28 protein-coding genes are annotated in these 26,513 nt (G+C 37.1%); 14 read left to right on the forward strand and 14 right to left on the reverse strand.

Annotation, left to right across the window (positions count from 1 at the left end; all coding sequences use genetic code 11):
- Positions 1-253 precede the first annotated feature (253 nt).
- From KQI58_RS03060 to KQI58_RS03080, 5 genes are all read left to right on the forward strand, one after another.
- On the forward strand, positions 254-2,293 hold the full coding sequence (locus tag KQI58_RS03060) for a BglG family transcription antiterminator (protein ID WP_216406385.1): 2,040 nt from the start codon (positions 254-256) through the stop codon (positions 2,291-2,293).
- Complete coding sequence (locus tag KQI58_RS03065) at positions 2,287-2,559, forward strand: PTS sugar transporter subunit IIB (RefSeq protein WP_216406387.1); 273 nt, start codon at positions 2,287-2,289, stop codon at positions 2,557-2,559. The genes KQI58_RS03060 and KQI58_RS03065 overlap by 7 nt, the downstream gene beginning before the upstream one ends.
- 11 nt (positions 2,560-2,570) lie before the next feature.
- Positions 2,571-3,851 (forward strand): PTS ascorbate transporter subunit IIC, encoded by a 1,281-nt coding sequence (locus tag KQI58_RS03070; RefSeq protein ID WP_216406389.1) that lies wholly within the window; start codon positions 2,571-2,573, stop codon positions 3,849-3,851.
- Positions 3,851-4,543 (forward strand): tryptophan synthase subunit alpha, encoded by a 693-nt coding sequence (locus KQI58_RS03075; protein ID WP_216406391.1) that lies wholly within the window; start codon positions 3,851-3,853, stop codon positions 4,541-4,543. Before KQI58_RS03070 ends, KQI58_RS03075 begins: the two co-directional genes overlap by 1 nt.
- Before the next feature lie 116 nt (positions 4,544-4,659).
- A complete protein-coding gene (locus tag KQI58_RS03080) occupies positions 4,660-5,376 on the forward strand; it encodes a DUF5131 family protein (RefSeq protein WP_216406392.1) in 717 nt (238 codons plus the stop codon).
- A gap of 35 nt (positions 5,377-5,411) precedes the next feature.
- Here KQI58_RS03080 and KQI58_RS03085 read toward each other — a convergent pair whose 3' ends face one another.
- Positions 5,412-6,983 (reverse strand): Nramp family divalent metal transporter, encoded by a 1,572-nt coding sequence (locus tag KQI58_RS03085; RefSeq protein ID WP_216406394.1) that lies wholly within the window; start codon positions 6,981-6,983, stop codon positions 5,412-5,414.
- A 163-nt stretch (positions 6,984-7,146) separates the two neighbouring features.
- Between KQI58_RS03085 and KQI58_RS03090 the strand changes: the two genes are divergently transcribed.
- Positions 7,147-7,587, forward strand: coding sequence for a hypothetical protein (locus KQI58_RS03090; RefSeq protein WP_216406396.1), 441 nt, complete (start codon positions 7,147-7,149; stop codon positions 7,585-7,587).
- Positions 7,588-7,695: 108 nt separating this feature from the next.
- On the opposite strand, the gene KQI58_RS03095 is transcribed toward KQI58_RS03090, so the two are convergent.
- Complete coding sequence (locus tag KQI58_RS03095; protein ID WP_216406398.1) at positions 7,696-9,225, reverse strand: ABC-F family ATP-binding cassette domain-containing protein; 1,530 nt, start codon at positions 9,223-9,225, stop codon at positions 7,696-7,698.
- 504 nt (positions 9,226-9,729) lie between these two features.
- On the reverse strand, positions 9,730-9,876 hold the full coding sequence (locus KQI58_RS03100; RefSeq protein ID WP_216406400.1) for a hypothetical protein: 147 nt from the start codon (positions 9,874-9,876) through the stop codon (positions 9,730-9,732).
- A 171-nt stretch (positions 9,877-10,047) separates the two neighbouring features.
- On the opposite strand from KQI58_RS03100, the gene KQI58_RS03105 reads away from it, so the two are divergent.
- The gene (locus KQI58_RS03105) at positions 10,048-10,419 is read left to right on the forward strand and encodes a nuclear transport factor 2 family protein (protein ID WP_253295753.1); all 372 of its coding nucleotides are present in this window, start codon (positions 10,048-10,050) and stop codon (positions 10,417-10,419) included.
- 101 nt (positions 10,420-10,520) lie between these two features.
- The gene (locus tag KQI58_RS03110) at positions 10,521-11,186 is read left to right on the forward strand and encodes a helix-turn-helix domain-containing protein (RefSeq protein ID WP_216406402.1); all 666 of its coding nucleotides are present in this window, start codon (positions 10,521-10,523) and stop codon (positions 11,184-11,186) included.
- 84 nt (positions 11,187-11,270) lie between these two features.
- Here KQI58_RS03110 and KQI58_RS03115 read toward each other — a convergent pair whose 3' ends face one another.
- The 3 genes from KQI58_RS03115 to KQI58_RS03125 all read right to left on the reverse strand — a co-directional run bounded on the left by KQI58_RS03115 (position 11,271) and on the right by KQI58_RS03125 (position 13,273).
- The gene (locus KQI58_RS03115; protein WP_216406403.1) at positions 11,271-11,819 is read right to left on the reverse strand and encodes an ECF transporter S component; all 549 of its coding nucleotides are present in this window, start codon (positions 11,817-11,819) and stop codon (positions 11,271-11,273) included.
- Complete coding sequence (gene thiD / locus KQI58_RS03120) at positions 11,809-12,627, reverse strand: bifunctional hydroxymethylpyrimidine kinase/phosphomethylpyrimidine kinase (RefSeq protein ID WP_216406405.1); 819 nt, start codon at positions 12,625-12,627, stop codon at positions 11,809-11,811. Before thiD ends, KQI58_RS03115 begins: the two co-directional genes overlap by 11 nt.
- Before the next feature lie 109 nt (positions 12,628-12,736).
- Positions 12,737-13,273 carry a PadR family transcriptional regulator gene (locus tag KQI58_RS03125; protein ID WP_216406691.1) on the reverse strand — a complete coding sequence of 179 codons (537 nt, stop codon included), beginning with the start codon at positions 13,271-13,273 and terminating at the stop codon, positions 12,737-12,739.
- A 107-nt stretch (positions 13,274-13,380) separates the two neighbouring features.
- On the opposite strand from KQI58_RS03125, the gene KQI58_RS03130 reads away from it, so the two are divergent.
- On the forward strand, positions 13,381-13,914 hold the full coding sequence (locus KQI58_RS03130) for a phenolic acid decarboxylase (RefSeq protein WP_301282186.1): 534 nt from the start codon (positions 13,381-13,383) through the stop codon (positions 13,912-13,914).
- A gap of 42 nt (positions 13,915-13,956) precedes the next feature.
- Here KQI58_RS03130 and aspD read toward each other — a convergent pair whose 3' ends face one another.
- The gene (gene aspD / locus KQI58_RS03135; RefSeq protein WP_216406407.1) at positions 13,957-15,552 is read right to left on the reverse strand and encodes an aspartate 4-decarboxylase; all 1,596 of its coding nucleotides are present in this window, start codon (positions 15,550-15,552) and stop codon (positions 13,957-13,959) included.
- A gap of 333 nt (positions 15,553-15,885) precedes the next feature.
- Here aspD and KQI58_RS03140 point away from each other — a divergent pair, with 333 nt between their 5' ends.
- The gene (locus KQI58_RS03140) at positions 15,886-16,140 is read left to right on the forward strand and encodes a hypothetical protein (protein ID WP_216406409.1); all 255 of its coding nucleotides are present in this window, start codon (positions 15,886-15,888) and stop codon (positions 16,138-16,140) included.
- A 176-nt stretch (positions 16,141-16,316) separates the two neighbouring features.
- On the opposite strand, the gene KQI58_RS03145 is transcribed toward KQI58_RS03140, so the two are convergent.
- Positions 16,317-17,051 (reverse strand): ElyC/SanA/YdcF family protein, encoded by a 735-nt coding sequence (locus KQI58_RS03145; RefSeq protein ID WP_216406411.1) that lies wholly within the window; start codon positions 17,049-17,051, stop codon positions 16,317-16,319.
- A gap of 99 nt (positions 17,052-17,150) precedes the next feature.
- Complete coding sequence (locus KQI58_RS03150) at positions 17,151-17,411, reverse strand: DUF6442 family protein (protein WP_216406413.1); 261 nt, start codon at positions 17,409-17,411, stop codon at positions 17,151-17,153.
- 326 nt (positions 17,412-17,737) lie between these two features.
- On the opposite strand from KQI58_RS03150, the gene KQI58_RS03155 reads away from it, so the two are divergent.
- The gene (locus KQI58_RS03155) at positions 17,738-18,352 is read left to right on the forward strand and encodes a histidine phosphatase family protein (RefSeq protein WP_367397911.1); all 615 of its coding nucleotides are present in this window, start codon (positions 17,738-17,740) and stop codon (positions 18,350-18,352) included.
- 505 nt (positions 18,353-18,857) lie between these two features.
- Here KQI58_RS03155 and KQI58_RS03160 read toward each other — a convergent pair.
- Together KQI58_RS03160 and KQI58_RS03165 are read right to left on the reverse strand one after the other, a co-directional pair.
- Positions 18,858-19,352, reverse strand: a complete 495-nt coding sequence (locus KQI58_RS03160) for a GyrI-like domain-containing protein (RefSeq protein ID WP_196004174.1) — start codon at positions 19,350-19,352, stop codon at positions 18,858-18,860.
- Positions 19,353-19,419: 67 nt separating this feature from the next.
- A complete protein-coding gene (locus KQI58_RS03165) occupies positions 19,420-20,385 on the reverse strand; it encodes a GIY-YIG nuclease family protein (protein WP_216406418.1) in 966 nt (321 codons plus the stop codon).
- A 245-nt stretch (positions 20,386-20,630) separates the two neighbouring features.
- Here KQI58_RS03165 and KQI58_RS22940 point away from each other — a divergent pair, with 245 nt between their 5' ends.
- The 3 genes from KQI58_RS22940 (at position 20,631) to KQI58_RS03180 (ending at position 23,190) form a co-directional block, all read left to right on the forward strand.
- Positions 20,631-22,232 (forward strand): C40 family peptidase, encoded by a 1,602-nt coding sequence (locus KQI58_RS22940; RefSeq protein WP_216406420.1) that lies wholly within the window; start codon positions 20,631-20,633, stop codon positions 22,230-22,232.
- A gap of 130 nt (positions 22,233-22,362) precedes the next feature.
- On the forward strand, positions 22,363-22,890 hold the full coding sequence (locus KQI58_RS03175; RefSeq protein WP_216406422.1) for a GNAT family N-acetyltransferase: 528 nt from the start codon (positions 22,363-22,365) through the stop codon (positions 22,888-22,890).
- A gap of 108 nt (positions 22,891-22,998) precedes the next feature.
- Complete coding sequence (locus tag KQI58_RS03180) at positions 22,999-23,190, forward strand: DUF975 family protein (protein WP_367397914.1); 192 nt, start codon at positions 22,999-23,001, stop codon at positions 23,188-23,190.
- 347 nt (positions 23,191-23,537) lie between these two features.
- Here the strand turns inward: KQI58_RS03180 and KQI58_RS03185 are convergent, their stop codons facing one another.
- The 3 genes from KQI58_RS03185 to KQI58_RS03195 are packed head-to-tail and all read right to left on the reverse strand — an operon-like array spanning position 23,538 to position 26,511.
- Positions 23,538-24,992: a sensor histidine kinase gene (locus KQI58_RS03185; RefSeq protein ID WP_216406424.1), complete on the reverse strand. Its 1,455-nt coding sequence runs from the start codon at positions 24,990-24,992 to the stop codon at positions 23,538-23,540.
- Positions 24,989-25,678 carry a response regulator transcription factor gene (locus tag KQI58_RS03190; protein WP_216406426.1) on the reverse strand — a complete coding sequence of 230 codons (690 nt, stop codon included), beginning with the start codon at positions 25,676-25,678 and terminating at the stop codon, positions 24,989-24,991. Before KQI58_RS03190 ends, KQI58_RS03185 begins: the two co-directional genes overlap by 4 nt.
- A 53-nt stretch (positions 25,679-25,731) precedes the next feature.
- Positions 25,732-26,511 carry an ABC transporter permease gene (locus tag KQI58_RS03195; RefSeq protein WP_216406428.1) on the reverse strand — a complete coding sequence of 260 codons (780 nt, stop codon included), beginning with the start codon at positions 26,509-26,511 and terminating at the stop codon, positions 25,732-25,734.
- Positions 26,512-26,513: the final 2 nt, after the last annotated feature.

Consider the following 26,513-nt stretch of genomic DNA (forward strand, 5'->3'; position numbering starts at 1 on the left):
CACTCCACGCGAGTGTTTATTAGCAGAATTATCAAAGTTATCGTTGGCTGCTAAATAGAGAATAAAATTGAATAACACATGAATTTCAATAAGTGGCTAACTTGCACTTGAAATTTGGGAAATGATTAAAAGCAGAGAGAGCCAAAAGCATTTTTTAGTTCACTCCAGAACAGTTTGCTTCAAAAATTCTGAAGTGAACTGTTCTTTTTCATGATGCTTGTGATACCTTATACTAAATTTAGGAGGAATACTTATGGATAATCGATTATCAAATTTATATTCTTTGCTGGCAAAACAAGGAAAAACTTTTGAAATCCCCTTTTTGGCCAAAAGATTTCAAGTGAGTACCCGAACAATTTATAACGATATAAAAAAACTGAATGAAACACTCAAAGCGTCATCTAAAGAGATAATCGCTATTGAAAAGGGGCGTGTCTATTATAGCGTTGATAATCCTGTAGATATTGAAAAACTATTGCTCAAAAATAGTGATTTTATTAGTGGTGACAAAAGCATCAGAAGAATTCGTCTATTAGAGACAATTTTATTGTTACCTGATTATTTCAGTTCAGAAGAGCTATTAAGAAAAACGCTTGTTTCAAAAAATACATTATTGAGTGACCTGCAAGAAGTACGTAAAATTCTACAGAAAAATAGAATTACGCTAGAATCTTTACCATTTCGCGGTTATAGAGTGATCGGGGATGAAATAGAGATTCGTAATTTATTAGCCGCTACACTTGAACAGGACCCGTTATTATTTGAGACGGAGCATTATGAAATGGAACAGCCGTTATTAGCAGAAATTGAGTCATTCATTGAAAAAATCTGTGGACAGTTGGGGATTCAATTGAGTGATGAATCCTTCCAAAAGATAATATTGCACTTTTGGATCACTAAAAAAAGGAGCGCACTAGGAAAGACACTCGCTGCTTCAAATAAAAAGGATATTTTGAGCAAAGAGGAAAAAGCTCTACATGAGCAGCATAGAGAATTGACTGATTTATTCAGGCAGTCAATTAACTCGTCGGAACAATTATACTTGGCAAATAAAATATCTGAGGCTTCTATTACTAAATACCAAGAATTACTTTCAGATAAATGGGTAACTTTTAATTTAGTTATTGAAAGATTTATTTCAGCGGTGAATATACAACTTCCAGAATTGGATTTTAAAGGGGACAAAAAGCTATATGAAGGATTAATCAATCATTTACGGCCAGCATATAAACGAACCTTAGCGAATGAGACGTTGGAAAATCCTATGTATGAGCATGTTTTAGAGCATTATCATGAGTTACATTTGATTGTTCAGAAACAAATTTCGGTGATTGAAAGAATACTTGAGATTGAATTTACTGATCATGAAACAAGTTTTTTTACACTTTTCTTTGCGGCTTCAGTTGAACGAAGTAAGTTTTATGTTCCCCATAAAGCAAAAATTGTTATTATATGCAATGCAGGAATTAGCACTTCTGAAATTTTAAAAAGTAAAATAAAAAGTATTTTTAGTGTAGATGTTATCGGAACCTTTGGAGCTAGAGAAGGAATTCGTTGGATAGCAGAGCATAAAGTAGATTTAGTAATTACTACAATACCCTTAGATTTAAAGCGAGTACCGTTTGTTCAAGTAAATCCTTATTTATCAGAAGAAGACATTCAAATTATTAGTGAATTCATTAAACCAGTTTTTCATGAAATTAATGTAGATGATTTGTTGCGAATGGTAAATAAGTATGTGAAGTTATCTGCGCAGCAAATTCACAGCTTAACAGAAGAATTTAAAGAGTATTTGAATATTAGATCGAGTGAAAATTTAAAAAGGGAGTATCAGCCTATGCTTAAGGAAATATTATCAGAAGAATTAATTGATCTTCACTATCATGCTGAAAATCGTGATGAAGCCGTTAAACGTAGTGGGGAACTATTAGTAAAAAAAGGTCTAGCTTCAGCGAATTATATTGAGGGGATGATTAGGAATGTTGAGATTAATGGCACTTATATTGTGATTGCACCTGGAATCGCTATGCCACATGCACGACCTGAAGAAGGTGCTTTGGCTATTGGATTCAGCATTGTTACCTTAGAAGAACCAGTTGTATTCGGTCATCCTAAGAATGATCCGGTAAACATTGTGATCGGATTATGTGCGGTGGATCATCAAACACATTTAAAGGCATTAGCCGAATTAGTAGAAATCCTCTCTCATAAACAAAATGTGGATAGTTTTTTGAATGCAACAAATGCTTCGGAAATATTAGCAATGGTAAAAGGAGGAAATGAATCATGTTAAAAATTGTAACGGTTTGTGGTGCAGGGGTTGGTAGCAGCATGATGATGCGATTATTCACGCAACAAATTTTGGATGATGAGCACATTGAAGCAACTGTTGATGCGGCGGATATTGGTTCTGTTGATCCAAATAGTTTTGACATTTTAATCACGACATCAGATTTTGCCGACACACTGCGTGATTCATCAGCTAATATCATTCGGATTGACAACATGATGGATAAAGAATATTTGAAAGAACAGCTATTAAGGACGATCAATGAATAGGGGGCAAAAACATGTCAGTCTTTTTATATATTGTAAATAATGTACTGAGTCAGGCAGTATTTATTATTGGAATGGTAGTCGTTGTTGGGATGGTTGCTCAAAAGAAAAGCTGGGATCAAATTTTGCCTAGTACACTTAAAACAATGATTGGTTTTACCATGATCAATGTTGGTGGTCAAACATTAGGTGGAGCTTTATTGCCGCTTCAACAAATGATCTCTAAAATATTTGATATGAAGGCATTTTCTTCAGATATTGGAGCTGCTCAGGCTGAAAGCTTTGCAGATATTGGAACAGAAATGGCGTTGATTTTTGCTTTTGGTTTTTTAATTAATTTGTTGTTAGCACGTTTTACCCGCTTTAAATATGTTCATTTATCGGCGCATGTTTCGTTTTTCTTTGCAGGATTGATCGCTGCATTGCTAAAGTTCAATACAACACTGCCATTTACAGGAATTGTTACGGTGGGTTCAGTTATGTTAGGGCTATATATGACGCTTAGTTGTGCCTATGTAGCGGTTTGTATAAAAGGAGTTAAAGGAGGCGAAGGATTTACTTTAGCGCACTCCAGCTCCTCGGGATTATTGGTAGCGACACTGTTAGCAAAAGTTTTTGGAAATAAAGAACATGATCTTGAGAATATGGAGATTCCTAAGAAATTGAATTTTCTTAGAGAAATGACGATCGCATTGACTTTAGTGATGACTGTTCTATTTTTACTAGTGAGTCTTTTTGCGACACCTACTTGGACAATGGAGAATATTACTGGTGGTCAGGATATTATCGTCTTTTCACTATTACGAGGTGTTGAGTTCGGAATGTGGATCACAGTAATTATTACCGGTGTTCGAATGATGCTGTCAGAGATCATACCAGCATTTCATGGAATTGCAAACAAAATTATTCCTAATTCGAAACCTGGTTTGGATATCCCGTTACTATTTCCGAATTATCCTACTTCAGTGATCGTCGGTTTCCTATGTAGTTTAGTTGCTGGTTTGGCAGGTATGTTGATTCTTGGTGCGTTAAATTATCCAGTTGTTGTTTTTCCAGCATTAATTCCGACTTTCTTCACTGGAGCCGCTACTGCTATTTTCGGTAATGCACATGGTGGGCGTAGAGGAGCAATATTGGGATCATTGACAAATGGTTTTCTATTGATTTTTGGTCAAGCATTACTGCTTCCAATGGTTGGAAGCTATGCTCCTATTATGCGAATCCTAAGTGAAACAGATTATACCGTATACGGTCCCATTTTAGGTTGGATTTTACAATTACTTGGAGGTGTTTAATGAAAAATCTAGTTCTGTATTTGACTATCAACTATCCAACAAGAGAAAGATTTTTTGAGATTTTAGATATTGTCGAAGAATTCCAAATAGGGTACGTTGAAATTGGTATTCCAGTTTCTGATCCATATGTTGATGGATCAACAGTTAGAAAATCACAAGAAAAAGTTTTTTCAACAATGAGTATTAAGGAAATTGAATCAGCGTTACACGAAATACGCAAACGTTATTCCTTTAAAGTGATTCTAATGACTTACAACGAAGGTGTCGAAGAATTCAAATTAGGACAACTTTCTCAAATGCTTTACGATGCTATTTTATGTGTTGATAAAATACTTCCTAAAGGTGACTTTTCTGGTCTTGTTCATACTTTTACGAAAAATATGGACAAGGACTTGATAGATAGTCAATTAGCTGAAAGTTCTCAGTTCATTTATTTGGTTTCTGGAGAAGGAAAAACTGGTGAGTTTGCACAGCTTCCTGAAGACTATGTAGATTTAGTTCCTTATTTGCAAGCTAATACACAGCTTCCAGTGTTTGTTGGTTTCGGAGTTAAAAATCCAACCGATATTGCCAGTATTTTAGCAAACGGTGCGGATGGCGTTATTATTGGTTCTGAATTTATCAAAAGATTTAATGAGGGAGGAATTTCTAGCATCAAAGAGTATTTATCAGAAATTCATTCGGTTTACTAAAGGAGGACTCGCTTCATTCATTCGTGAAGCGAGTCCTGTTTTTACTTTGATAACGAAATAGCTCGCGTTATACTTAGTAAATTTGATAAGATAAAAGAAAAAAAGTAGGTGAATCAATGAGAATGTGGAATCCGTGGCGAGGCTGCCGTCGTGTTAGTGAGGGCTGTAAATATTGCTTTATTCATGAGGGAGATAAAAAGCGAGCAGTAGATACAAGCAAGATTGAAAAGACAGCTCAGTTCGATGCGCCTATTAAAAAAACAAAGAATGGCTATAAAATGAAAGGCGGACAGCTCGTCTTTGTTTGTTTTTCCAGTGATTTTCTTATAGAAGAGGCCGATTCATGGCGTGCGGAATGTTGGCAAATGATCAAGGAACGCACTGATTTGCATTTTATGTTCTTAACTAAGCGGATCGAGCGTTTAATGGATTGTGTGCCTGAGGATTGGGGCGATGGGTACGATAATGTCACGATTGGTGTTTCAGTCGAAAATCAAGCCCGAGCAGATCAACGATTGTCGTTGTTACAAGAGCTGCCAATCAAACATAAAAATATCGCTTGTCAGCCACTGATTGAAGAAATTTCCATAGCTAAGTATCTGACGGATATCGAGTTAGTCGTTGCAGGTGGGGAATACCATAAAAATGCCCGACAATTAAATTATGATTGGATCTTGAAACTGCGAAAAGAGGCGATTGCGCAAGGCGTTGCTTTTGAGTTTCGGCAATGCGGGACGCACTTTATTAAGGATCAACAGGAGTATCAATTGAGTTACCGCCAATTGTTTTCACAAGCAAAAAAAGCGGATATCAATTGGTACCCAAGTAAATAAAGAAGCAGAAATCACTCGGATTTCTGCTTCTTTATTTATTCAGATAAATCTTCATTTAGTTCTTTCGCAGCGAGTGCGACACGTTTATTTCCTTTATGCAGTTCAACGACTGTCCAGACTAACAAAGCAAGAACCGCAACAATCAAAACATAAGCGATACTATCGGCTGTTGTGATTTCCCAAGCTGAAGGATTGTCTCCAAAAAAGCCTTCGATTTGACTAGGCAGACCTATTAAGTTCAAATAAGTCAGGCCAATGACTGAGATCCAACCCAACAGTTGGATGATTCGTTTATTTTTGAATCGTTCCCCCATTTCCGCGCTGCTATTTGTCATCATTAACAAGGGCAGCATAGAAAATGGTAGGGCAAAGGCCAAGAAAACTTGCGAATTATTCATCAAATTATTCAATGCTTCATGTTCTTCAACGACTGTATCACCGCGAGTAAGCAGGACGCAAATCAATACTGGAACAACCGAAATCAAACGAGTGACTAGACGACGCAACCAGATCGGCATACGCATATGAACGAACCCTTCCATAATTACTTGCCCAGTCAAAGTACCAGTAATTGTAGAGTTTTGACCAGAAGCTAGAAGCGCCACAGCGAATAAGGTTGATAAAGCACCAGTTTTTGCGACACTCATTAGGATTCCGTTGCTCATCGTGGCTGGGTTCGATAAGGCTTCATACAATCCAAAGAAGGATGGATCTTTGACAGTCCCCGTTTTGAACACAGCAACACCCATAATCAAAAGTAGTGCATTAACAAGGAAAGCTAATGATAATTGAATATTTGAATCCCAAGTGGTGAAGCGGACGGCATTTGCGACATCCTCTTCATCATCATGATCAACTTCGCGAGTTTGAGAAACCGCTGAATGAAGGTAAAGGTTGTGAGGCATCACAGTCGCTCCGATAATTCCTAATGCTCCAGTTAGTGGTGTTTGTCCGCCGATCATCTTATCATTGGAAAATGTTTCGCTAGTTGGAACAAATCCTTTTAAAACGTCCCCCCAATTAGGATCGGACAAAGCAACTTGGTAAATAAAAACAAAGAGAATCACAAAAATCAAACAAACAACGATGGCTTCGATTTTACGGAATCCGACTTTGGTTAATAATAATAGTAGAAAGACATCGAAGACAGTAATAAAAACAGCGATAACCAATGGAATATTAAACAATAAATACAAAGCAATGGCGGCGCCGATAACTTCCGCGATATCGGTTGCCATAATGGCTAATTCAGTCAAGATCCAAAGAACGATCCCCAACGATTTACTTGTCCTCGCCCGAATGGCTTGTGCCAAATCCATTCGAGTAACGATCCCCAGCTTTGCTGCCATATATTGTAAAAGCATAGCCACTAAGCTGGAAATTAAGATGACGGACATTAATAAATATTGGAAATTTTGTCCACCGGTGATGGAGGTCGACCAGTTTCCTGGGTCCATATATCCGACAGCGACTAATGCTCCCGGACCTGAATAGGCGAGTAGTGTCCGCCAAAAGCTTTTTCCTTTTGGTACTTTAATCGTACCGTTGACTTCCTCTAAAGAAAGTCCGTTTGTATGTTCTAAAATGGGATGTTTATTCGTACTCAAGACGCTCCCACCTTTCTCTAAACTTTTCTACGATGCAATCATACACCCAAAATCAGGAAATGAAAAGAAAAAGATTCGGCATGCCTAAAATTTCTGAAAAGCATATTTATTTGGCATAATCTGGTTTTATTTTACACTAAACAGAAGAAAAAGAGGTGAGCGTATGGCAGATTGGCATACACAATTAGATAGTACATGGGAAATCAAAGGAACAAATTTTCCAATGTGGTTAACAGATAAAAGAAAAAATCCCCGAATTACCTACAAGAGAGCAGAGAAAAACGCTGTAGAGTTACTCGATTTGGTAGAATATGAAGTAAATGGCAAAACCAAGCAAATTAAAGGAATTGATCGTTTAGTCGGTGACCAGTTTGTTTGGCGTGGAATAGGAATAATGAGAATTCTGAGCAGTCGTTGGCAAGTAGTGACGATCAAAGGGGATGTATTAGTAATTCGTTTTGAAAAATCATTCATCACACCAGCTGGAGTAGATATTTTAATAAGAAGGGGTTCTCGGACTCCCAATTTGCGCGAACGCGTTTTAGAACACTACGAAAGTTTTGGTTTGACCGTTGCAGAAATAGAGACACTTCAATGGAAGTAGAGATAAAAGGAAGTAGTTAGTAAAGTAGAAAATACTTAAAAAGCCACAAAGTCATTTACTTTTCTAATGTAAAGTAGATGACCATGTGACTTTTTATTGTTATTCAATTTATTGACTAATCTCAATAACCCGATCAGTCCAGTCTTGATAAAAGCTTTCTTCGTGGGAAACGACGATGACAGTACCTGCGAAAGTAGCTAAGCTGTCACGCAAGCTGTCTTTTGTTGCTTGATCGATGTGATTTGTTGGTTCATCGAGAATTAGCAAATTGCCCTTTTGCATCGTCATTTGACAAAGCTTGACTTTGGTTTGTTCACCACCGCTTAAGGTGCTAAGTGGTTCTTGAGCTAATTGATTCGGCAAACCTGCTTTGGCGAGATGTTTCCGCAACTCCTTAACAGTTTCTTTAGGGAAATGTTCACTCAAATACTGTAGGGGAGTCTGGTAAGGATTTTCCCATTGCAGATCTTGCTCGAAATAATTAATTTTCGTATTTGCAGGAAAGTGAAATTCACCTGCAAGTTTAGGAATCGCCTCGATCAAGGTCTTCAGCAAGGTTGATTTACCAATACCGTTGAACCCACGAATAGCGACTTTTTCGCCATAACGCAGCGTGATATTGATTGGCGGCAGCAGCGGTCGTTGATAACCAATTTCCAAATCCGTTGTTTCCATTGCTAATGTTGTAACGATCGGTGCATACGGAAACTCAAAGTGAGCGACTGCATTAGAAGAAGGCGGCGTTAAGCGTTCTACTTTGTCTAGCTGCTTTTGGCGACTTTTCGCCATAGTCGAACGTGAGCCTGCTTTGTATTTACGAATGTAGACTTCTGTTTTCTCAATCTGACGTTTTTGAGCAGCATATTGCTTCATGTATGTTTCCTGGAATTGTTCCTTTTGTTTCAAGGCCTTCGTTAAATTACCAGTATATTTGGTCAATTTCCCAAACTCGATATCAGCGATATGGGTGGTAATTTGGTTCAAAAAATCGCGATCATGAGAAATGACTACGAAAGTACCGGAAAAACCCTGCAAAAATTGACTCAGCCAGGCTACGTGTTCATCATCCAAGTGATTCGTTGGCTCATCCAAAATCAGCACGTCCGGTTTTTCTAATAATAATTTTGCCAAAATTAATTTTGATCGCTGGCCACCGCTTAAATCCTCCAATGGCGTATCCATACCCAAAACATCTAATCCCAAACCGCTGCTCATTTCAGCAATTAACGTATCAATCTGATAAAAATCACCTTGATCTAATTCTGTCTGCAGCTTTCCAGCCTTATCTAGCAATTTATCATCCATCGATTCACTGTATTCCATATACAGTTCGCCAATTTTCGCTTCTTTAACAAAATCTGCGGCATAGGCAGTTTTTAGAAAATCTTTGATAGATAAGGTTGGATCGACTTCGACATATTGATCCAAATAGCCCACATGGATATTCTTCTGCCAAGCAATCGTACCTTCATCCGGTAATTGTTCGCCAGTGATAATTTTTATTAGGGTACTTTTTCCGGCGCCATTTTGTCCGATCAGGCCTAGATGTTCCCCTTTGTTCAAATGTAATTCTAAATCCTCGTACAGGATTTTATCGCCAAATTGTTGCGCGATTCCTGTTAAATCTAAGATACTCATGTTTCTCCTACTTTCTTACTCAAATCCCCATCATCTAATAAAAGAAGCAGATAGTCAAGAAAAAAAGAGCCCTTTTTCAGGACTCTTCAATTTATTATAGTTGAGCAGAGAACAAATAAAGAACAATATCAGAAATCACATCAACGACCTGACAAAATAAATCTGCTAGATTTTTTAAGAATTGAATGATCATTTCAAGCATTTTTTCCCTCCACCTATTTAAATAAACCAGACAACCAGTCGATTGGATAAAGAGACAGATGTAAGGTAATATGTGCCAGCAAATAACTTATCGCGAAGAATGGAAATAACATTTGTTTCATGAGTATTCTCCCTCCGTAATTTTCGTTACCTCAGTATAACGTGAAGTAAACAGAAGAAGACATAGATTCACCTTATCTTTAACGAACAAATATGTAAGCTGAGTATACAAAAAAGCCTCTGCTTTCTAATTTTAAGCAGAGGCTTTTAATTATAGGCTTCATTCATTGAGATGCGCGCTCCTTAGGCAGATTTTTTTAGGTCATAGATCGCTTGTTCAATGGTGATTCCAGTTCCTTGTTGACCAGTGATTGTTGAGTAAACAACAAAAACATTTTGTTCTAAATCAAAAGTTACACGATATGGTTTTTCTTGCTCAAAAAAAGTCATTCAGTTTCCTCCTTTCATTTAATAACACACTTACAAATAAAAGTATAACACATTAAAACAAAATAATAAAATAAATTTGCATTCATAAAGTATTCTAATTATTTAAAATTTGGGGTACTACGATTTTCTCTTGTTATACTTAAAGAAACGAACTTTTAGGAGTAATAAAGAATGAATGATGAAATCATCAAACAATTTGTAAGAGCTATTAATCAGCAAAATTTACCAATGATTATCCAAATGATGTCAGAGGATTTCCAGTTCATTGATACGTATGGCAACTGTGAAAATAAAGAAGCGATGAAGACTGGTTGGCAAGGGTATTTTGATTGGTTTCCTGATTATCTTGTTGAAGTTGAAGAATGGATTGGAAATGATGATTTTACGATGATTATTGGCAAAGCAAGTGGATCTTATTTAGGAAAAATGGACAAGCATTGGGAAATTCCAGCTGCTTGGAAAGTAGTTGTCGGGCAAGGGCGGCAGATAGCGACTTGGCAGGTTTTCTGCGATTCAAAAAAGCAGCTAGATTCATTGAAATAGCGATTCTACAAAACATAGACCTTAATATAGAGGGATTCTACAAAGTTTAGGTAGAAAAATCGTCCATTTTATTTAAGATGAAATTAAAGGGAGGACATGAAGTGGAGATAGGAAAACAAATCAAAGAACACCGAAAAAGAATGGACTGGACACAAAAGGGACTGGCAGAAAAACTCAATGTTTCTGACAAGACCATATCAAGTTGGGAAACAGGAAGGACCTATCCTGAATTGTCACTTCTGGTGGATTTAAGCGAGCTGTTCGATACGTCGCTTGATGAGCTTCTGAAAGGAGATGAAGAGGTTGTGAAAAGGATCGATAAAGATGTTAAATTAAAAAAGGTTTACAAGTATGGATTGATCGCGACTTTACTAATCGTTTTTTCAGGAATCATATTCTTTACCCAATATCAGAACAAAAATCAATGGGTAGATCGCTTTAATCCGTTTATGGAGATGAAGATCGGCTATGCAACGCTGCCAACTTCAGTTACTTATAACAATGGAAAAAAATACAAAGAAGATGGGAAGAAAGAACAGTATCCTGATCCATATAAGAATATTTGGGTGGCAGATGATCCATTTGGAGAGGGGATGCTGCTGGATTTTCAAGGTGGACAGGCTCCAGAAGGCAAGAATTATGCGTTGGTGCAGCACAAAGGAACCTATGTAAGAAGAATCTCATTCATTTCATGGAAATCCATTCCAGGGGTTTATCGTGACATTATGAGTAAAGACTATTTTGAAGTACCATTGATGAAAGAGTAAAAGAGAGACTAACAAATCAATTGATTTGTTAGTCTCTCTTTTATAAGCTTTCGCCCCTGCCAAGGACGTTTATTATAGCATAATTTACACAGGTTGATTGTGAAAAATCACCTGCATTGCATGTCTTAGTGGAAAATAGACCAGGCTGACGATTAAAATTGTTGAAAAAATATTGATTACCGTTGCGGGCATTGTAGCTAAAGCTGCGAAGAAAGCGGGTTTCAATTGAGCACCAGCGATCATTGACATAACGGTTGCTTTGATTACAGACATAATAAACTTGGCAATGCCAGCACAGATTCCGATAATGATGATTTGACGAATCCGAGTTGGCTTGCGTTTGAAAAATGAGAAGGCGAGATAGGCTGCGGCACCCACAACAAAGCTTTCGACTAAAAAATAGGGTGCTTCAGCAGCAAAGCCATTTAGGATGTCAAAAATAAAAAAGCCAATTCCACCAGCTAAGGCTCCTTGCCAATAACCAATCAATAGCACTGCTAAGAGAACAACCGCATTTCCAAAATGTAGAAAAGCACCGGTAGGCAAAGGAATTTTGATCATCGTCCCCATTAAGGTAAGTGCCGCAAATAAGGCAATCAACACCAGGTTTTGAATTCGTTTATTACTTTTCATCTGAATACTCCAATCGTTTTTCTCCGTGGGTGTAGGCACCGTGCCAGACATGACCAACATACGGGTTGATTTGTTCTCCCATTGAAATGGCTGCCTGAACAAAATCAATCGCTAATTTGATAGCTTGTTCCACCGGATAATTTTTTGCGACGGCTGCGGTAATGGCAGCTGCGAATGTACATCCAGCCCCATGGTTATAAGGAGTATCAATCACAGGATGCGGGTAGCTGTGGAAGTTTTTCCCGTCGTAATGAAGATCAAGCGTTTGCTTCGTATCTAACCGTGCGCCACCTTTGATTACTACGTGCTTTACACCAAGTAGAGTGATCTTTTTAGCGGCCTCTTGCATTTGTTTCTTAGAAGTCAACTCTCCCAGTTCAGATAAAATACCAGCTTCTCGTAGATTCGGCGTTACAATCACCGCGCGAGGGATTAATTTTTCTCGTAAAGCTTGAACCTGATCATTTTTAATGAAATCCTGCGTTCCTTTGCCGCCAATCACAGGATCAACGATTAATGGGATATCTTTAGGAATCTGCGTACTAACTAGTTCGATCATTTCTTGAGAAGGTAACAGTCCTGTTTTTAAGGTATCGATTGTTCCTGCGAAGATCGACACAAGCTGTTCTTGCAGCATTTCCAAAGGAAGTATCTGTAAATGGTGTGAGCCATTATTCGGATCTAAATTAACAATCGAAGTAATTGCGGCAAAACCAAACGTTCCGAATTCTTGAAAAGTTTTCAAATCAGCTTCTAATCCACCGCCGCCGGTCGCATCTGAACCAGCGATTGTTGCAACTTTTTTCATATAGTAATACTCCATTTGTTTTTTAATAGCATATCTTTTTGTCGTACCTATGAAAACAGCCAATTGGATTTGTTTTTCCTCATCCAATTTTTATTTGGAGATTGAATACTCAGGCTCTCTTTGTCAAGCTTTCCAGCCAGCTTAAATATTCCTCCTCGCGATGAATCGCATGCATCAGGATAAGGTAATGGCCATAGTTTTCTTTAATCTTTTTATCAGGAAAAACAGCTATTTTTCTGTCTTCTAGATGTTCCAATTTTTTTTGATGCAAGTCGATTTGCTGTTGAATCATTTCCGGTAGGCGCTCATCATCAATACTTCTTATAAAGTATAATTTCAAAACAAACTCATCCTTATTGGTTGGTAATTCCGTTAAGGGTTCATTAATCCATTCATGTAAGGCGATTCTTCCCGCTTTTGTCAGAGAATAAACTTTTTTTTCAAGTTTCGTCCCAACAATCTCTGTTTGAAAATCAATCCAGCCCTTTTTTGTAAGTTTCGATAACTCAGGATAAATTTGACTGTGCTTCGCTTGCCAAAATTCGCCAATTTCTGTAGTAAACGCCGTTTTTATATCGTATCCAGTTTTTTTATCATCTTGCAGCATTCCTAGAATAATGTATTGTAATGTATTTTTTTGTGCGATGTTAAACATCTCCCTTGACAATTGAATAAAATCATTTTATCATAATCACGTAATCTAAAACATGTAAATAATTACATGTTGTTAATTAATTATTTGGAGGGATTAAATTGAAACAATTTAAAACAATGGAAGATTTTGTCGGTACACACTTTATTTATACGTATGATAATGGTTGGGAATACGAATGGTACGCTAAAAATGATCATACTGTGGATTATCGGATTCATGGAGGAATGGTCGCAGGACGCTGGGTGAAAGATCAAGAAGTACAAATGGATCTTTTAACTGAAGGTGTTTATAAAATTACTTGGACAGAACCAACTGGAACCGACGTTGCACTAGATTTTCTTCCAAATGAAAAGAAACTTCATGGCACCATTTTCTTCCCAAAATGGGTAGAGGAACATCCAGAAATTACTGTTACATTCCAAAATGAACACATTGATGAAATGCTTGAAGCTAGAGAAAAATATGAAACCTATCCTAAGCTAGTTGTTCCAGAATTTGCGAACATCACTTATATTGGTGAAGCAGGGGAAGACAACGAAGATGTTATCAGCGAAACGCCTTATGAAGGAATGCCGGATGATATCCGTAATGGCAAATATTTTGATGAAACCTATCGACGGATCAATAAATAGCAAAAAAGTTCAACATTCTAAAAAGAGTGTTGAACTTTTTGTCTATTTTGTTTTCATCCATTGGTCACGGATTTCATCGGTCAAGCGGATGATTCGTTTTCCAACTTCGGGGTATTGATTCGTTGCTAGGTTTGCTAAGGAAACGCGTACCGCCCACTCGCTGCTGCCAAAGGCGTTAGCCTTCAGTAACATCAATTGTTCTTTTTCAGCCAGAGAAGTTAGAACTTTTGTGACGGTCCACTTATTTTTTAGATAATCAGCAAAGGCATTACCGTAACGCTTACGGGTCCAATCTTCGTAATTGATCTCGCAGTAATAAGCGGTGTCTAGATCTTCAAGTGGTTCTTGCAAACCTAAAGTATGAAACAGTAGTTTTTCTCGTTGGCGGCAAATATCCATTACTTCGGCTTTATAAGCTTTACCTTCGTCTAATAAGCTGTACAAACTGAACATCACCATCATCACTTGTTGAGGAGCGGATAAACCAGCAGCATGATTTAAAGCAACGTCACGGCTGTCAGCTACAATTCGATCAATAAAGGTGATTGTTGTCGGATCAGCGGTCAGTGAAGCATAACGTTCACTTAATTTTTCAAGCTTTTCTTGTGGTAAGTTAGCAATCAGTTCGTCAAATAAATTATGTTTAGCAACGGCGATTGTTCCTACACGCCAGCCTGTTGCGCCAAAATATTTCGAATAAGAATAAATGCAGGCCGTATTGTATGGAATCTCCGAAAACAGGGAAGTGAAGACAGGGACGAATGTACCATATACATCATCAGTTAAAATCATTAATTCAGGATTATCTGTTTCAACAATTTCTTTTAGCAAATCAATGGTCGGTTGAGCTAGGGCATTTGCTGTCGGGTTGCTTGGATTTACTACAAAGACTGCTTTGATATCGAAATCACGCAGTTTATTGATTTCTTCGTCTGGGTATTGATACGTCATTTTGCCATCAATCATCGTTTGTTTGGCTTGAACTTTAACAATCTCAAACGCATATTTTGGCAATTCGGGAATTTCTAAATAAGGTGCGAAAGTCGGTAACATCAATGCGATCTTATCACCATGATTCAATAAAAAATTATTAAATAAAGTATCAAAAATATAACAGATTCCCGCTGTTCCGCCTTCCACCGCGAAAATATCAAAGGGAATAGTGCTATCAGAGAATAGTTCTTGATTTAGATAGGCCTTTATCGGTCCTTCGCAGGCACTCAAACAGCGTACTGGATTCGGGTAGTTATCGCCGATGATATGATCCAACATATCTGTTAACCAGGCTTCTTTTGGCATTCCTAAATAATTGTTGTCAGAAAACCAGATTTTTTTTAAGAAGTTGGCACCTTTTCCCGGATGAGACTCCAAGAAGTCAGTAAACCGCTGACCACGTCCAGTATCTGATTGAATCATTCCAGCTGTTAATTCGCCAGTACCATATAGTGTTTCCTGTGTGGCAAATTGACCAAGTAAAAAGAAGGCTTCTCGCGGAGTAGGAGCGGTCCAGTTAGGATTTCCTCGTCCAGCATTTAGTAGGTTGGTAACATTTTTATTTTCATGAATCTTTTGTTCCAAAAAGAGACTTAATTCAAAGGGACTTAATTCTTCTAAGGCTTGTTCAGTAATTGTTGACACAAATACGACTCCTTCTACACTGTATTTTGATTCTATAGTAACGAGAATTGTTTTTAATACAGCGTAAATACGCTTAGAGTTTATGAGAAAGTTTCTGTTAAAACACAAAGAAATAAAGGGTGTTTTTTCTTCGAATTATCCTTTAAGACTGATATAGCAACTAAGTTAACGCTTACAAAATTCTTAGAATGATTTTTCTGGTCTTCCCGATCAGATATCGGTCTTTCGACCCATGTAAAATGGTGGAAAAAGAGGCATACTGTTCCTATAAGTTAATTGTCGTGCAAATTGATGGATATTAAAGTATACATAGAACAGAAGGAGTGATCAGAGATGGATCAATTAATAGCTATTGCATTTATCGCATTATTGGTTTTCTTTGTTGTAAAAGTTGGATCAGTTTTGTGGCGCATCGCTGGCGTATTGTTTTTGCTATTTATCATTTATGTGTATAAAGATCAAGTCATCTCGCAGGTTCAGAATTTTATCGCTGACCCCAATTTTGGCGGATTATGGCAGAGTGTCTCAAGTTTCTTCGGAGATTTGTTTGATAAAGTTGCAGGATTTGTAAGCACAGTAATTGAATAGACTGAAAGAAGTTCTCAAGGTGAGGGCTTCTTTTTTTGTTCGAAAACCTAAACTTTTTGAAGAAATGAGTTTTTCAGAATAAAGAATCATGAATTGCAGAATATTTTTTAGAAAAAATCGCTAAAAAAGCTAGAACGAGTTTCTGCTTCCTAATGAAAGTAGAGACTCGCTCTAACTTATTTTCTATCCACGTGAATTAAATACTTTTGACATCTTCGATAACTTGCTAAAACAGTTTCAGGTATATCAACATGAGGGATAAAATTCGTACCATTCGGACCGTATCCCTGTTCATCATCATTTAAACGACGAATTTCACCAATGACTAGAGACAAGAAATAATCTGGCTTCCACCATGTGTCCATTTGTGGATTTTCAAAATGGGGACGATTATCAAAGTCTATCAGCTTTGGTTGTTCAAAGAAAAGTGGTTGAATCGCAGACAATCGTAATCCCCATTCCTTACAAAAGGTGATATGGCTACGCTTTTGTACCATAGGGTCTTGTACGAGCCAAAAGTTTTTCGGGGTACCTCGCTCAAATAGCTCATAAGAAAAACGAGCATTTTCTCCCGTATTTGTTGAGTTCTTTTCTAATAATAACTCGAGATCACGTGAGCAATAGTGTGAAAAAATTTCTTGAGTGATTTCTGCCTCAGAAAGTTGGTTCCACTCTGGTCGAACAAATTGCGGATACATCTTTTTACAATTTTCGATCAAGGGCGCGGTTCCGTGACCGATACCACCTACAAAAACGACACGTTGAATCGTAAGCTCCTCTTCGCAAAACTTAGCAGCTGAGACAATTAAATAAGGCAAACTATTGCCGGCAATAATGAGAGTATCCGATTTAAATTGCGGATTATCTTGGATCGTTGTGAGAAAATCTACGATTGTAGCAAGATCAGACATAGTGACCTCCTTAGTATTTTGTTGAATAATAGCTTATATAATAGTAGCAAAAAATTAGGCAGAAAAAAACTGTTGGCAAATCTTACCAACAGCAAATAGTTAAAATAGATAGCGGATGAAAAAGAAAATACATAAAGCAAACAGGATGACGGATAAGGTCAACCATGATTTTTGTTTGATCCAAAGAAACTTTCCGTAACAAAATGACGCTGCAGCTCCTGTGACAAGACTGACCAGATCCATTATTTCCCGATCTCCAACAATACGAGCCATTAATAAAATACTAAAAAGTATCATGCTGAATATTCCTGCCGTTGCTAAAGCCAAATCTGTACTTGTTTGTTTTCGATTTTTCTCCATCCGTATCCCTCCAATCTATAGGATTCATCTATCAAATTAATTTAGCCGTTATTTTCGAGTTAAATTTCTAGTTTATTTTAGTTTTCTCGAGCTTAAATAAAGTGAAATTGAGACGAAATCATGAGTATTGTTCTTTTTATTATAATTGAAGCCGATTACAATGTCACGTGTTTAAGAATTTACTATTTAATAAAAAAGTTGTTTTTTGATTTTATTGACGACGAATAAGTTTTTGGTATCAAATACTGAATAGTAGTGTATACTTGATGGGTAAAATAGAACTGGACATATTAATGGAGAGTTATTAATGAATGGGATGTGAGCGTGTGACAACTTTTTATTTTGTAAGACATGGGAAAACTGAAAACAATGAGCAAGGGCTTTTTAACGGAGGAACCGTTGATTCTCCCTTGATTCCGTCTGGAGTGGAAGCTACAAAGCGGATGGGTCAGCATCTGAAGACTGTCCAATTTGATTTGGCCTTGGCATCTCCACAAAAACGTGCACAAACGACAGCGAAGCTTATTCTTGAGGAAAATCAAAATCCACCACAGCTGAAGATCGTTGAGGGTCTGCGAGAAATGCGTCTGGGAGAGTGGGATGGTAAAAAGATTGATGAGATTACTGCTGCTTATCCAGAAGATTTAAAAAATTATCGAACCCGTCCCGATTTGTTCAATGCTGAAAAATTCCATGCAGAATCTTATGTTGATTTGATTGAGCGAAGTACAAGGGTAATTGAAGAAACGAAAAATGCACAGCCAAGTGGAAATATTTTAGTAGTGAGCCACGGAATTTTATTGATGGCTTTACTAAATACGTTAAAAGGGGTTCCGTTAGCAAAAATCCGTGAGAGTGGAATCGTAGATAACTCCAGCTTGACCATTCTAAATTATTCGAATAAGGATGTTTTTTTTGAGACGTGGGGACAATCATTTTAAATGAATAAATAATGAATAAATGCTTGTTGTCGGAGTAATTCTAATTTAACCGATGCAAATTTTATAATATTTAGTTTATTTAAGGAATTTATTAAAAAGAACCTGTTAATTACTGGTAAATGTGGTCGTTAAAAGTCTAAATGATAAAAACAGTTATTTGTTGATTTTTTTATTGTCATAAAACACAAAAAAATAACCTAGCATTTTAAGGCGATTTCGTGATAAAATACTTAATTTTCAATTACAAATGATCAAACCAACGATAACTAAGACAAAGAATGGTCTAGAACCTTCTGTTTTGAAGAATGGACATTACAAATAACTTTTAAAAAACTCTTTAGCGGTATATGCTAGAGTGTTTTTTTATTTTACATAAATCCTTTTAGCTGACTTCAAAAAAGCCATTCTATTGAACAGTGAAGAAAGTAGAATGAAAAGAAAAAAGTAAAAAATCCCTTCGAAATTTCTTTCGAAGGGCCTCTCATTTTATTTTAATGTATAGAATTTAGTTTGTTAATAGGTCCTTCCTTTTTAGACGATAGGTCAACTCGATCATCGTTTCCTGATCTTCTAATGGAACGGAAGCATCCGTCAAAAAATATTCATAACTACGGAAGGTAAAGATGCCGTTTTCCTGTTTGATTGCTTCGATCAGTTCTTTGTACGAATCCGTCAGGTCATCATAGTCTCCCACATATAATGTCCGAACAGCTTGATAGCTAGGTAGTTCATAGCTTTGGAATTTCTCTGTAGAAGGAATCTCCTTATTTATTGGAAAGCCGATTTCTACATCTAATAACTCGTCTTTTGGTTGTCCATTGCTGTCGAGATTTAGATAGGAGATAAACGGTGTGCCTACCAGTTCGGCTCCATTTTTTTTGATGTACTCTAATAGATCTACAAAAGAAGTTCCGATGTAATTTGGCAGATGTTCATGTGAAATGTGCGTAGACATCGAAACGATTGTTTTCGCTGGTTTGGTGATCTTCTCAATTTGCATTCTTATCCCCCGTTTCATAACACTTACGATGATTGTAACAAGGATTGAAATCGAATACAAATGGGAACTATTCATTCTGTGACTCAAAACCTAAAACTTGGCCATGCTGGTTTAGGTAATTAAAGAAGATAGGGAATAGGTCTACATCTGCCTTTTCTAATCGTTCTTTAGATTCAAGTCGTTGCCAGGTCTGTGCTGAGATATCCTTCTCTAATCTTTTTTTTGCCTGTTGGAAAGAAGGTTTGCGCTGATAGACCACCCGATTCAGCAATTCTCCTTTAGCATAGAGATAACAATAGTAGGTTTTATTTTCATGTAAAATTCCGACAAAAGTCTGGTTCTGCATAATCTGGATCAGTTGCTTATTACGCCGCAAAAAGCGTTGTACAGTTAGATAATAATTCCACCATTGAGCAGAAGCTTCATAATCATGTCGTTCACTAGCAGCTTGCACTCGCTGATCAATGCGTGTCAGTAAAGCAGTAGATTGACCTAAAAGGGTCTGTTTAATTTCCTGAATACGCAATTCAAATTCTGCTTCTGGTGTGATTTCATCGTAATTTTTAACGATTCCTGCTACGTATTTTAACGGGCCATCTAAACGATAGGTACTGTTAATAATTTGCTTTAATTCTTGGATTTTGCTTTGTTTGAAAAAAGGACCGATAACTAAGCCATCCTCAGACCATTCACCTAAGACCCTTAGATACGGGGCTTTATCAATAAACTGAAAATAACCGTATCCTTCATAATAATTCATCATTCGATTATAGCGGGGGCGAATTAGATGAATTAAATGGCATTCTAATAAGAGAGCATCGAATTCTGTATCAACCGTTTCGTAATCAAAATCATCGATCCAACGAATCATTTCTAAAACTTTCCGTGAATGTTGCTTATTCTGAACGAAGTAAGAACTGACTCTCTGCTTCAAATTTTTTGCTTTCCCTACATATATAATATCTCCGTTCATGTTTTTCATCTTATAAATTCCAGGGGATTTTGGTAAATCCTTAATTTTCTCTTTTAGCATATACTCACTCCGATTGTTCAATTTGACAAAAAAGACTTTTAACAAACTATTTAAAAGTCTATTCCAGAATCAATTTTTTAAGAAATTTGAAAATAATTGAAAAATAGGTGTTTTTGGTCTATTCTCTGAAAAAATAATCTAAAATATCAAGAAATGCAGTTGTTAAACAATGACCATCCATTTCTATTGTGTTATAATTAATTACGTTAAGAAAGCAATGAGAGAGAGAAATGGAGAGATGTTAAATGTCAAATAAGGTTTTGACCAGACGTGAATTACGTCAACAGAAACGACAGAAGACCATCAACTATCGTAACATTAAAAAAGGGTCTGCTGTAGTAGGTACGGCACTAGTAGCGGTTTCAGTAGCGGCACCACTACTAAACACAAATGAAGTTGAAGCTGTCGAAGGAAAAACAACTGCCACCACGTCAAATGTTGATAAGAAAGCGTTCATTAATGAGATTTCAAATGAAATCAAACCGTTAGCTGAAAAACACGATCTTTATGCTTCAATTATGATCGCACAAGCCATTGTTGAAAGTGATTGGGGACAAAACGAATTTGCTAAAGCCCCTTATTACAATCTATTTGGTTTAGAAGGTCAATACAAAGGTCAATCTGCAATGTTAGACAAAAAGAACCAAGATACTGGTGCGACTGAAAAGAAAGAAATGAAGCACTATGGTTCTTATAAGGAAGCAATTCAAGATTATATCGAAATCATCAAGACAACTTCTCGTGATGGTAACGAAAATTACTTCAGTGGAACATGGCGCAGTAATGCGAAAGATTACCAAACAGCTGCTGAAGCATTAAAAGGACGCTTCAATGACGACCAAAGTTATGTTCAAAAATTGGTTTCAGTAATTCAAGAAAATGATTTGGCTAGCTATGATGCCACTGAACCAGTGACACCACCAGTAGCACAGCCTGCTGTAGAGACACCTGCTCAACCACAAGAATATACGGTTCAATCTGGTGATACGATTAATTCTATCACGGATCAATTCGGAATTGGTGTTGATGAGTTTACTCAATGGAACAACATTGACAATAATATCATTTATGAAGGACAAAATGTAGTTGTTGGCAATGGTACGGTAAGTGAAGAAACAGCTCCTGCTGTTCCGACCACTCCAGTAGAACCAGTGACACCAATCGAAAATACAACTCAAGTAGTAGACGAACCGATTGTTGATAATACACCAATACAAGATAATACACAAGTACAAGAGGAAACGAATAAAGTACCAGATTCATCAGTTGTGACACCGGATGCAGTAAAGCCAACACCAGAAGTACCAACTCAAGAGGAACAAGCACCGGCTGAGGCACAAACACCGGAACAAAAGCCAGACCAAACACAAACTGATCAAGTACAACCAGATCAAACACAAACTGACCAAGCACAACAAGAACAAACGACACCTGAAGCACCAGTAACTTCAGATGAACAACAACAAACAGCTCCAGAGCAAACGACTGATTCTCGCGGACAACAAATCGTTAATGAAGCTGAAAAATATATCGGCACACCTTACGTATGGGGTGGAAAGGATACTAGCGGTTTTGACTGTTCAGGTCTTACTCAATATGTTTACAAACAAGTAACTGGCAAAGATATCGGCGTTTGGACAGTTGCACAAGAATCATCAGGTACAACAATCGATGTTAGCCAAGCGCAACAAGGAGATTTATTATTCTGGGGCGATCAGGGATCTAGCTACCACGTAGCCATTTCAGCTGGAGGCGACTCATACATTCACGCACCTCAACCAGGTGAAAACGTGAAGTACGGTTCAACTCAATACTACGCACCAGACTTCGGTGTTCGCGTATACTAAAATTAACTTAAAAATAATATCCAAGGAGGCTTAATCTTCGTTAGCCTCCTTGGATATTTTTTATTGATTAGTAGAAATAATATCCTTTAAAATTAAGAAAGGGCATTTTTAAAAATGGAGGAAACACATCATGCGAAAAAGTTTTTTCGAAACAGAGCGTATTTTCTTTTCTGTCTGGTTAGAAACCGATACGGCTTTAGCGGAACAGCTATGGGGTGACAAAAAAGTAACGCATTTTATTGCGAAGAACGGCTGCCTTTCAAAAGATCAGGTGATTCAACGATTATCTTTAGAAATTCAGAGTCAAGAGGAGTTTGGTTTTCAGTATTGGCCACTTTTTCTTAAACAAACCGATATGTTTGTTGGCTGTTGTGGCTTGCATCATTATGATTTAGAAAATCGAATTGCTGAACTTGGCTTTCATTTAGTTCCTGAAGCATGGGGAAAAGGGTTGGCTGACGAAGCTGCTAGAGCAGTGATTTCTTATGCGAAGGCTCAAACAGATTTGAAGGCATTATTTGCGGGACATCATCCGGAGAATCATGCCTCTAAGAAATTATTGCAAAAATTAGGGTTCGAATTTCAAAGGAAGGAATATTATGAACCAACTGGATTGGAGCATCCATCATATTTGTTGAAATTAACTTTGAAGGACTAGCTGATGAGATTGAGGAATCTTGTCGGCTTTTTTTGCTTCCCCTTATTGAAAATGGTTCGAATGTAGTAGAAAAAAACATGATTATGTTTTCTTTTTGGATGTCGCTCGATCTGGAAATCTTTAAGTAATGGAAGAAAGTCTCATCTATTCGTTTTACAGTTGTCTTGGTTAGGCTGGATCACACTGTCGATTTTGACCTTGGGTCTCTCTTTACTGTGGTTGATGCCATACATGGGTGTGACAGAGTATGCGGCGTTTGCAGATATGCGGAGTCAAGAACCTCATGTTTTTGAAGGATAGTTTCTCTACTTTCCAAAAGAATAGTCACTAATTAATTCCATAAATAGAATATTCGCTGACCGAGAAAAGTCAATCCTATATGTCGATTTTTCAGCATATTTGTGAATGGTTGGGTGCCTTTCACAAGGTCGATAATGATAAAACGCTAGTGAGCTTCTCCTTGATTGGAAGAAGTTCGCTAGCGTTTTAGTTTGTCATAAAGCGACAGAGTAAATTTTGATTTTTGGGTCTTTCAACCATAAGGGATAATTCAAAAGCCTATTGAGTTGATAGCAGAAAATGAATTTATTTTTCTGATCTAGTCTTTATCGTAAATTATCTTTTTTGTTCAGCCTTATTCACTTATTTTACAAAATTACTCGAAACATTTTCTCGTGCTTGTTTAATTCAATAAAAGAAATTTTTCCACCGTGTTTCTCAACGAGCTTCTTGCTAATTGCTAGCCCTAAGCCGCTGCCATTTTTTGTAGTGCGAGAACTGTCTCCGCTGACAAAGGGGTCAAATAAATGTTCTTGTAATTCTTTTGGAATAGGGTCGCCATTATCCTTGATTTCAAAAATCACTTGATTATTTAATGGGTAGAGTCGAATTTTAACAGTCGTATTTGCTGAATTATGCTGAATACTGTTACCAATCAGATTATCAAATACTCGTCGCAGTTCAATTGGATCACCAATGATTTCCAACGATTCATCTGGTAAATCAATAATCATGTCAATCTGATTTTTTTCAGCTAAATCCAGATGTTCCAACAAAACTTCGCGAAGCAACTCAGAAATATCGATTTTTTGTTGCTGAAGCTGATAGTCAGGACTCTCTAATTTTGAAAAAACTAATAAGCGATTGACTAGTTCATTCATATGATTAGTTTTTGTAATAATCGTTTCCATTGTTTGATTCAGCTTGTACTTGCTGACCAATCCATCAGCCACTGCTTTTGCGGACCCATGAATGGTAGTGATGGGGGTTCGCAAATCATGTGCCATGTTAGCAAAAAGCAGTTGTCGTTCTTTTTCATAGGAAGTTCTCTGCTGTTCCGCTTCTTCCAACTGTTTCGCCATGTGATTGAAGGAGTCTTCAATTTCTACGTACTCATATTCTGCGTTCATGTGGATATTCTTTGAGTAATCGCCATTTTTAATCGTACGTAACCCATTGATTAGAACAGTATTCGGGGCGATGAGATGATCCTTGACCGATTTAGAGTAGCGGTTCAGACAGAAGACAAAAATTAATAATACAGGAATGAGAATTAATAAAAGGTCTTTAAAAATGAGAAAGAGAGTAGATGAACGAAAGTTTCTAAATGTAGGCTCAAGTTTTCCTAGGACACTTCCTTGAGGAAACTTGGCAATGCAAATATATTCACGGTTGTCTAATCCTTTAAAGGAGGCAAAAGTAGCAATATAAGGAGGTCCTTTTTTATTGATACTCAATGTTGAAGGCCCTATTTTATAAATTTTTCTTTGGATTACTGATTGAAGTCCATCCATTTCCAGTAACTGTTTTTGAGTATAATGAGTCTTTTTCTCCGCTACTGTGCCTTTGGTGTAAACAACATTATTGTTCTCGTCTAAAATCTCCAACCAGCCTCCTACGTCTTCTAATGTAGAAGTATCAATTTTTGTATAATCTGTTCGGACGATTTTTTCGGCACATAAATCAAGTGTAATCTTACTTGTACCTATCGAGAAAAATTGGGCAATGAAGACTAAAATATATAATAATCCTAATAAAAGAAGCGAAGTCGTAATATATTTTTTAGTCAAAAAACGTCCGATTGTTTTAGGCTTCTTCTTCATGGCAGTATCTTATATCCTAATCCGCGGATTGTTTGGATATAAGATTCCTCCTCTCTGGTTCCCAATTTCTCTCTAAGACGGCTTATATAAACCATGATGTTGTTGTCATCAACAATATAGGTATCTTCCCAGACGGCTTCATAAATTTGCTTTTTAGTAAAAACACGACCAGGGGAGCTCATTAGTAACCGTAAGATTTTGAATTCAATCGAGGTTAATGCGATTTGTTCATTTCCTTTGAAAAGGAGGCATTGCTCGAGATCGAGAATCAGATCATGAAGTTCGATTTTTTCTGGAATATTTATTTCTTGTGAACCCAAAGAGTAGAAGCGGCGAAGCTGGGCGCTGACGCGAGCTACCAATTCTAAAGGATCAAAAGGCTTCGTTACATAATCATCTGCACCAATATCCAATCCTAAGACTTTATCTGCGCTTGCGTCTTTAGCAGTTAAGAAAATGATCGGCATATTTTTTTCTGTCCGGATTTTTTTGATTAGTTGATAGCCATTCATTTTTGGCATCATAATATCTAAAATCGCCAGATCGATTTTTTCTTGCTGAATACACGCCCATGCATTTTCACCATCTGTTGCAGTAAAAACGGTGTAGCCGTCCTTTTCTAAATATAAAGTGACGAAATCAATGATTCCTTGTTCGTCATCTGCTATTAAAATTGAGAATCCCATTGAACAACACTCCTTTGCTCATTTATTATTCTCTATTATACCGTTCAAAGAAGCTATTTTATATCTACTCTTTTAAAAAGCAGAGAGGTCAGTATTAATAGACAAGCGATGAGTAAGATTGAAGTGAGAAGTGCAGGGACTAAATTCTCCGCATTTCCGCTAAGCAAATGATTACTAACCGACAGTGCTGTATATTTCGCTAGTTCAAATGAGTTACTGTTAATTAAATAATTGACCGCAAACAAACTAACCAGAGAAAGGATGAAGGCGATAAAAGGAGATAAAAATAATCCAGCAAGTAAAGTAATCGCCATAAATAGTGCCAGGTGTAAAAAGATAAACCCAATCATTGCTGCTAAGTTAGGAAAATCAATCGTCGCAGAGGAGAAGTCACCATTTCCAACGGATGATTTGGCAACAAAGAGATAATAACTGCCGGCTGCAGTGAGTGTAAAAAGAACAAAAGCTCCAATTTCTGTAGTTATGAGTGCTAAAAATTTGGCGATGATGATCGGACCTCGTTTGCCAATTCGAAGCAAGGTCATCTTAATCTGTCCGCTAGTAATTTCACCAGAAAATTGAAAAGCTGTGACTAAAATCAGTAAAATCCCCCAAATTCCCAGAGTACTGAAAAATCCCCACATAGCTGTAACAAAATCAAGGCAAGCAAATGTTCCATCATTAGATAACCCTTCACCAGTAAATGTTAATCCACCTGTCGAAATACCAAATGCCATGACCACGATTAAAATTGATGGGATCAACAGAATTAAACTGTTTTTTCGTTTCAATGTTTTGATAATTTCCATTTTATAAATTGTCCATATTTCCATGA

This window comes from Enterococcus raffinosus, assembly GCF_018917525.1.
Taxonomy (GTDB): Bacteria; Bacillota; Bacilli; order Lactobacillales; family Enterococcaceae; genus Enterococcus_A; species Enterococcus_A raffinosus_A.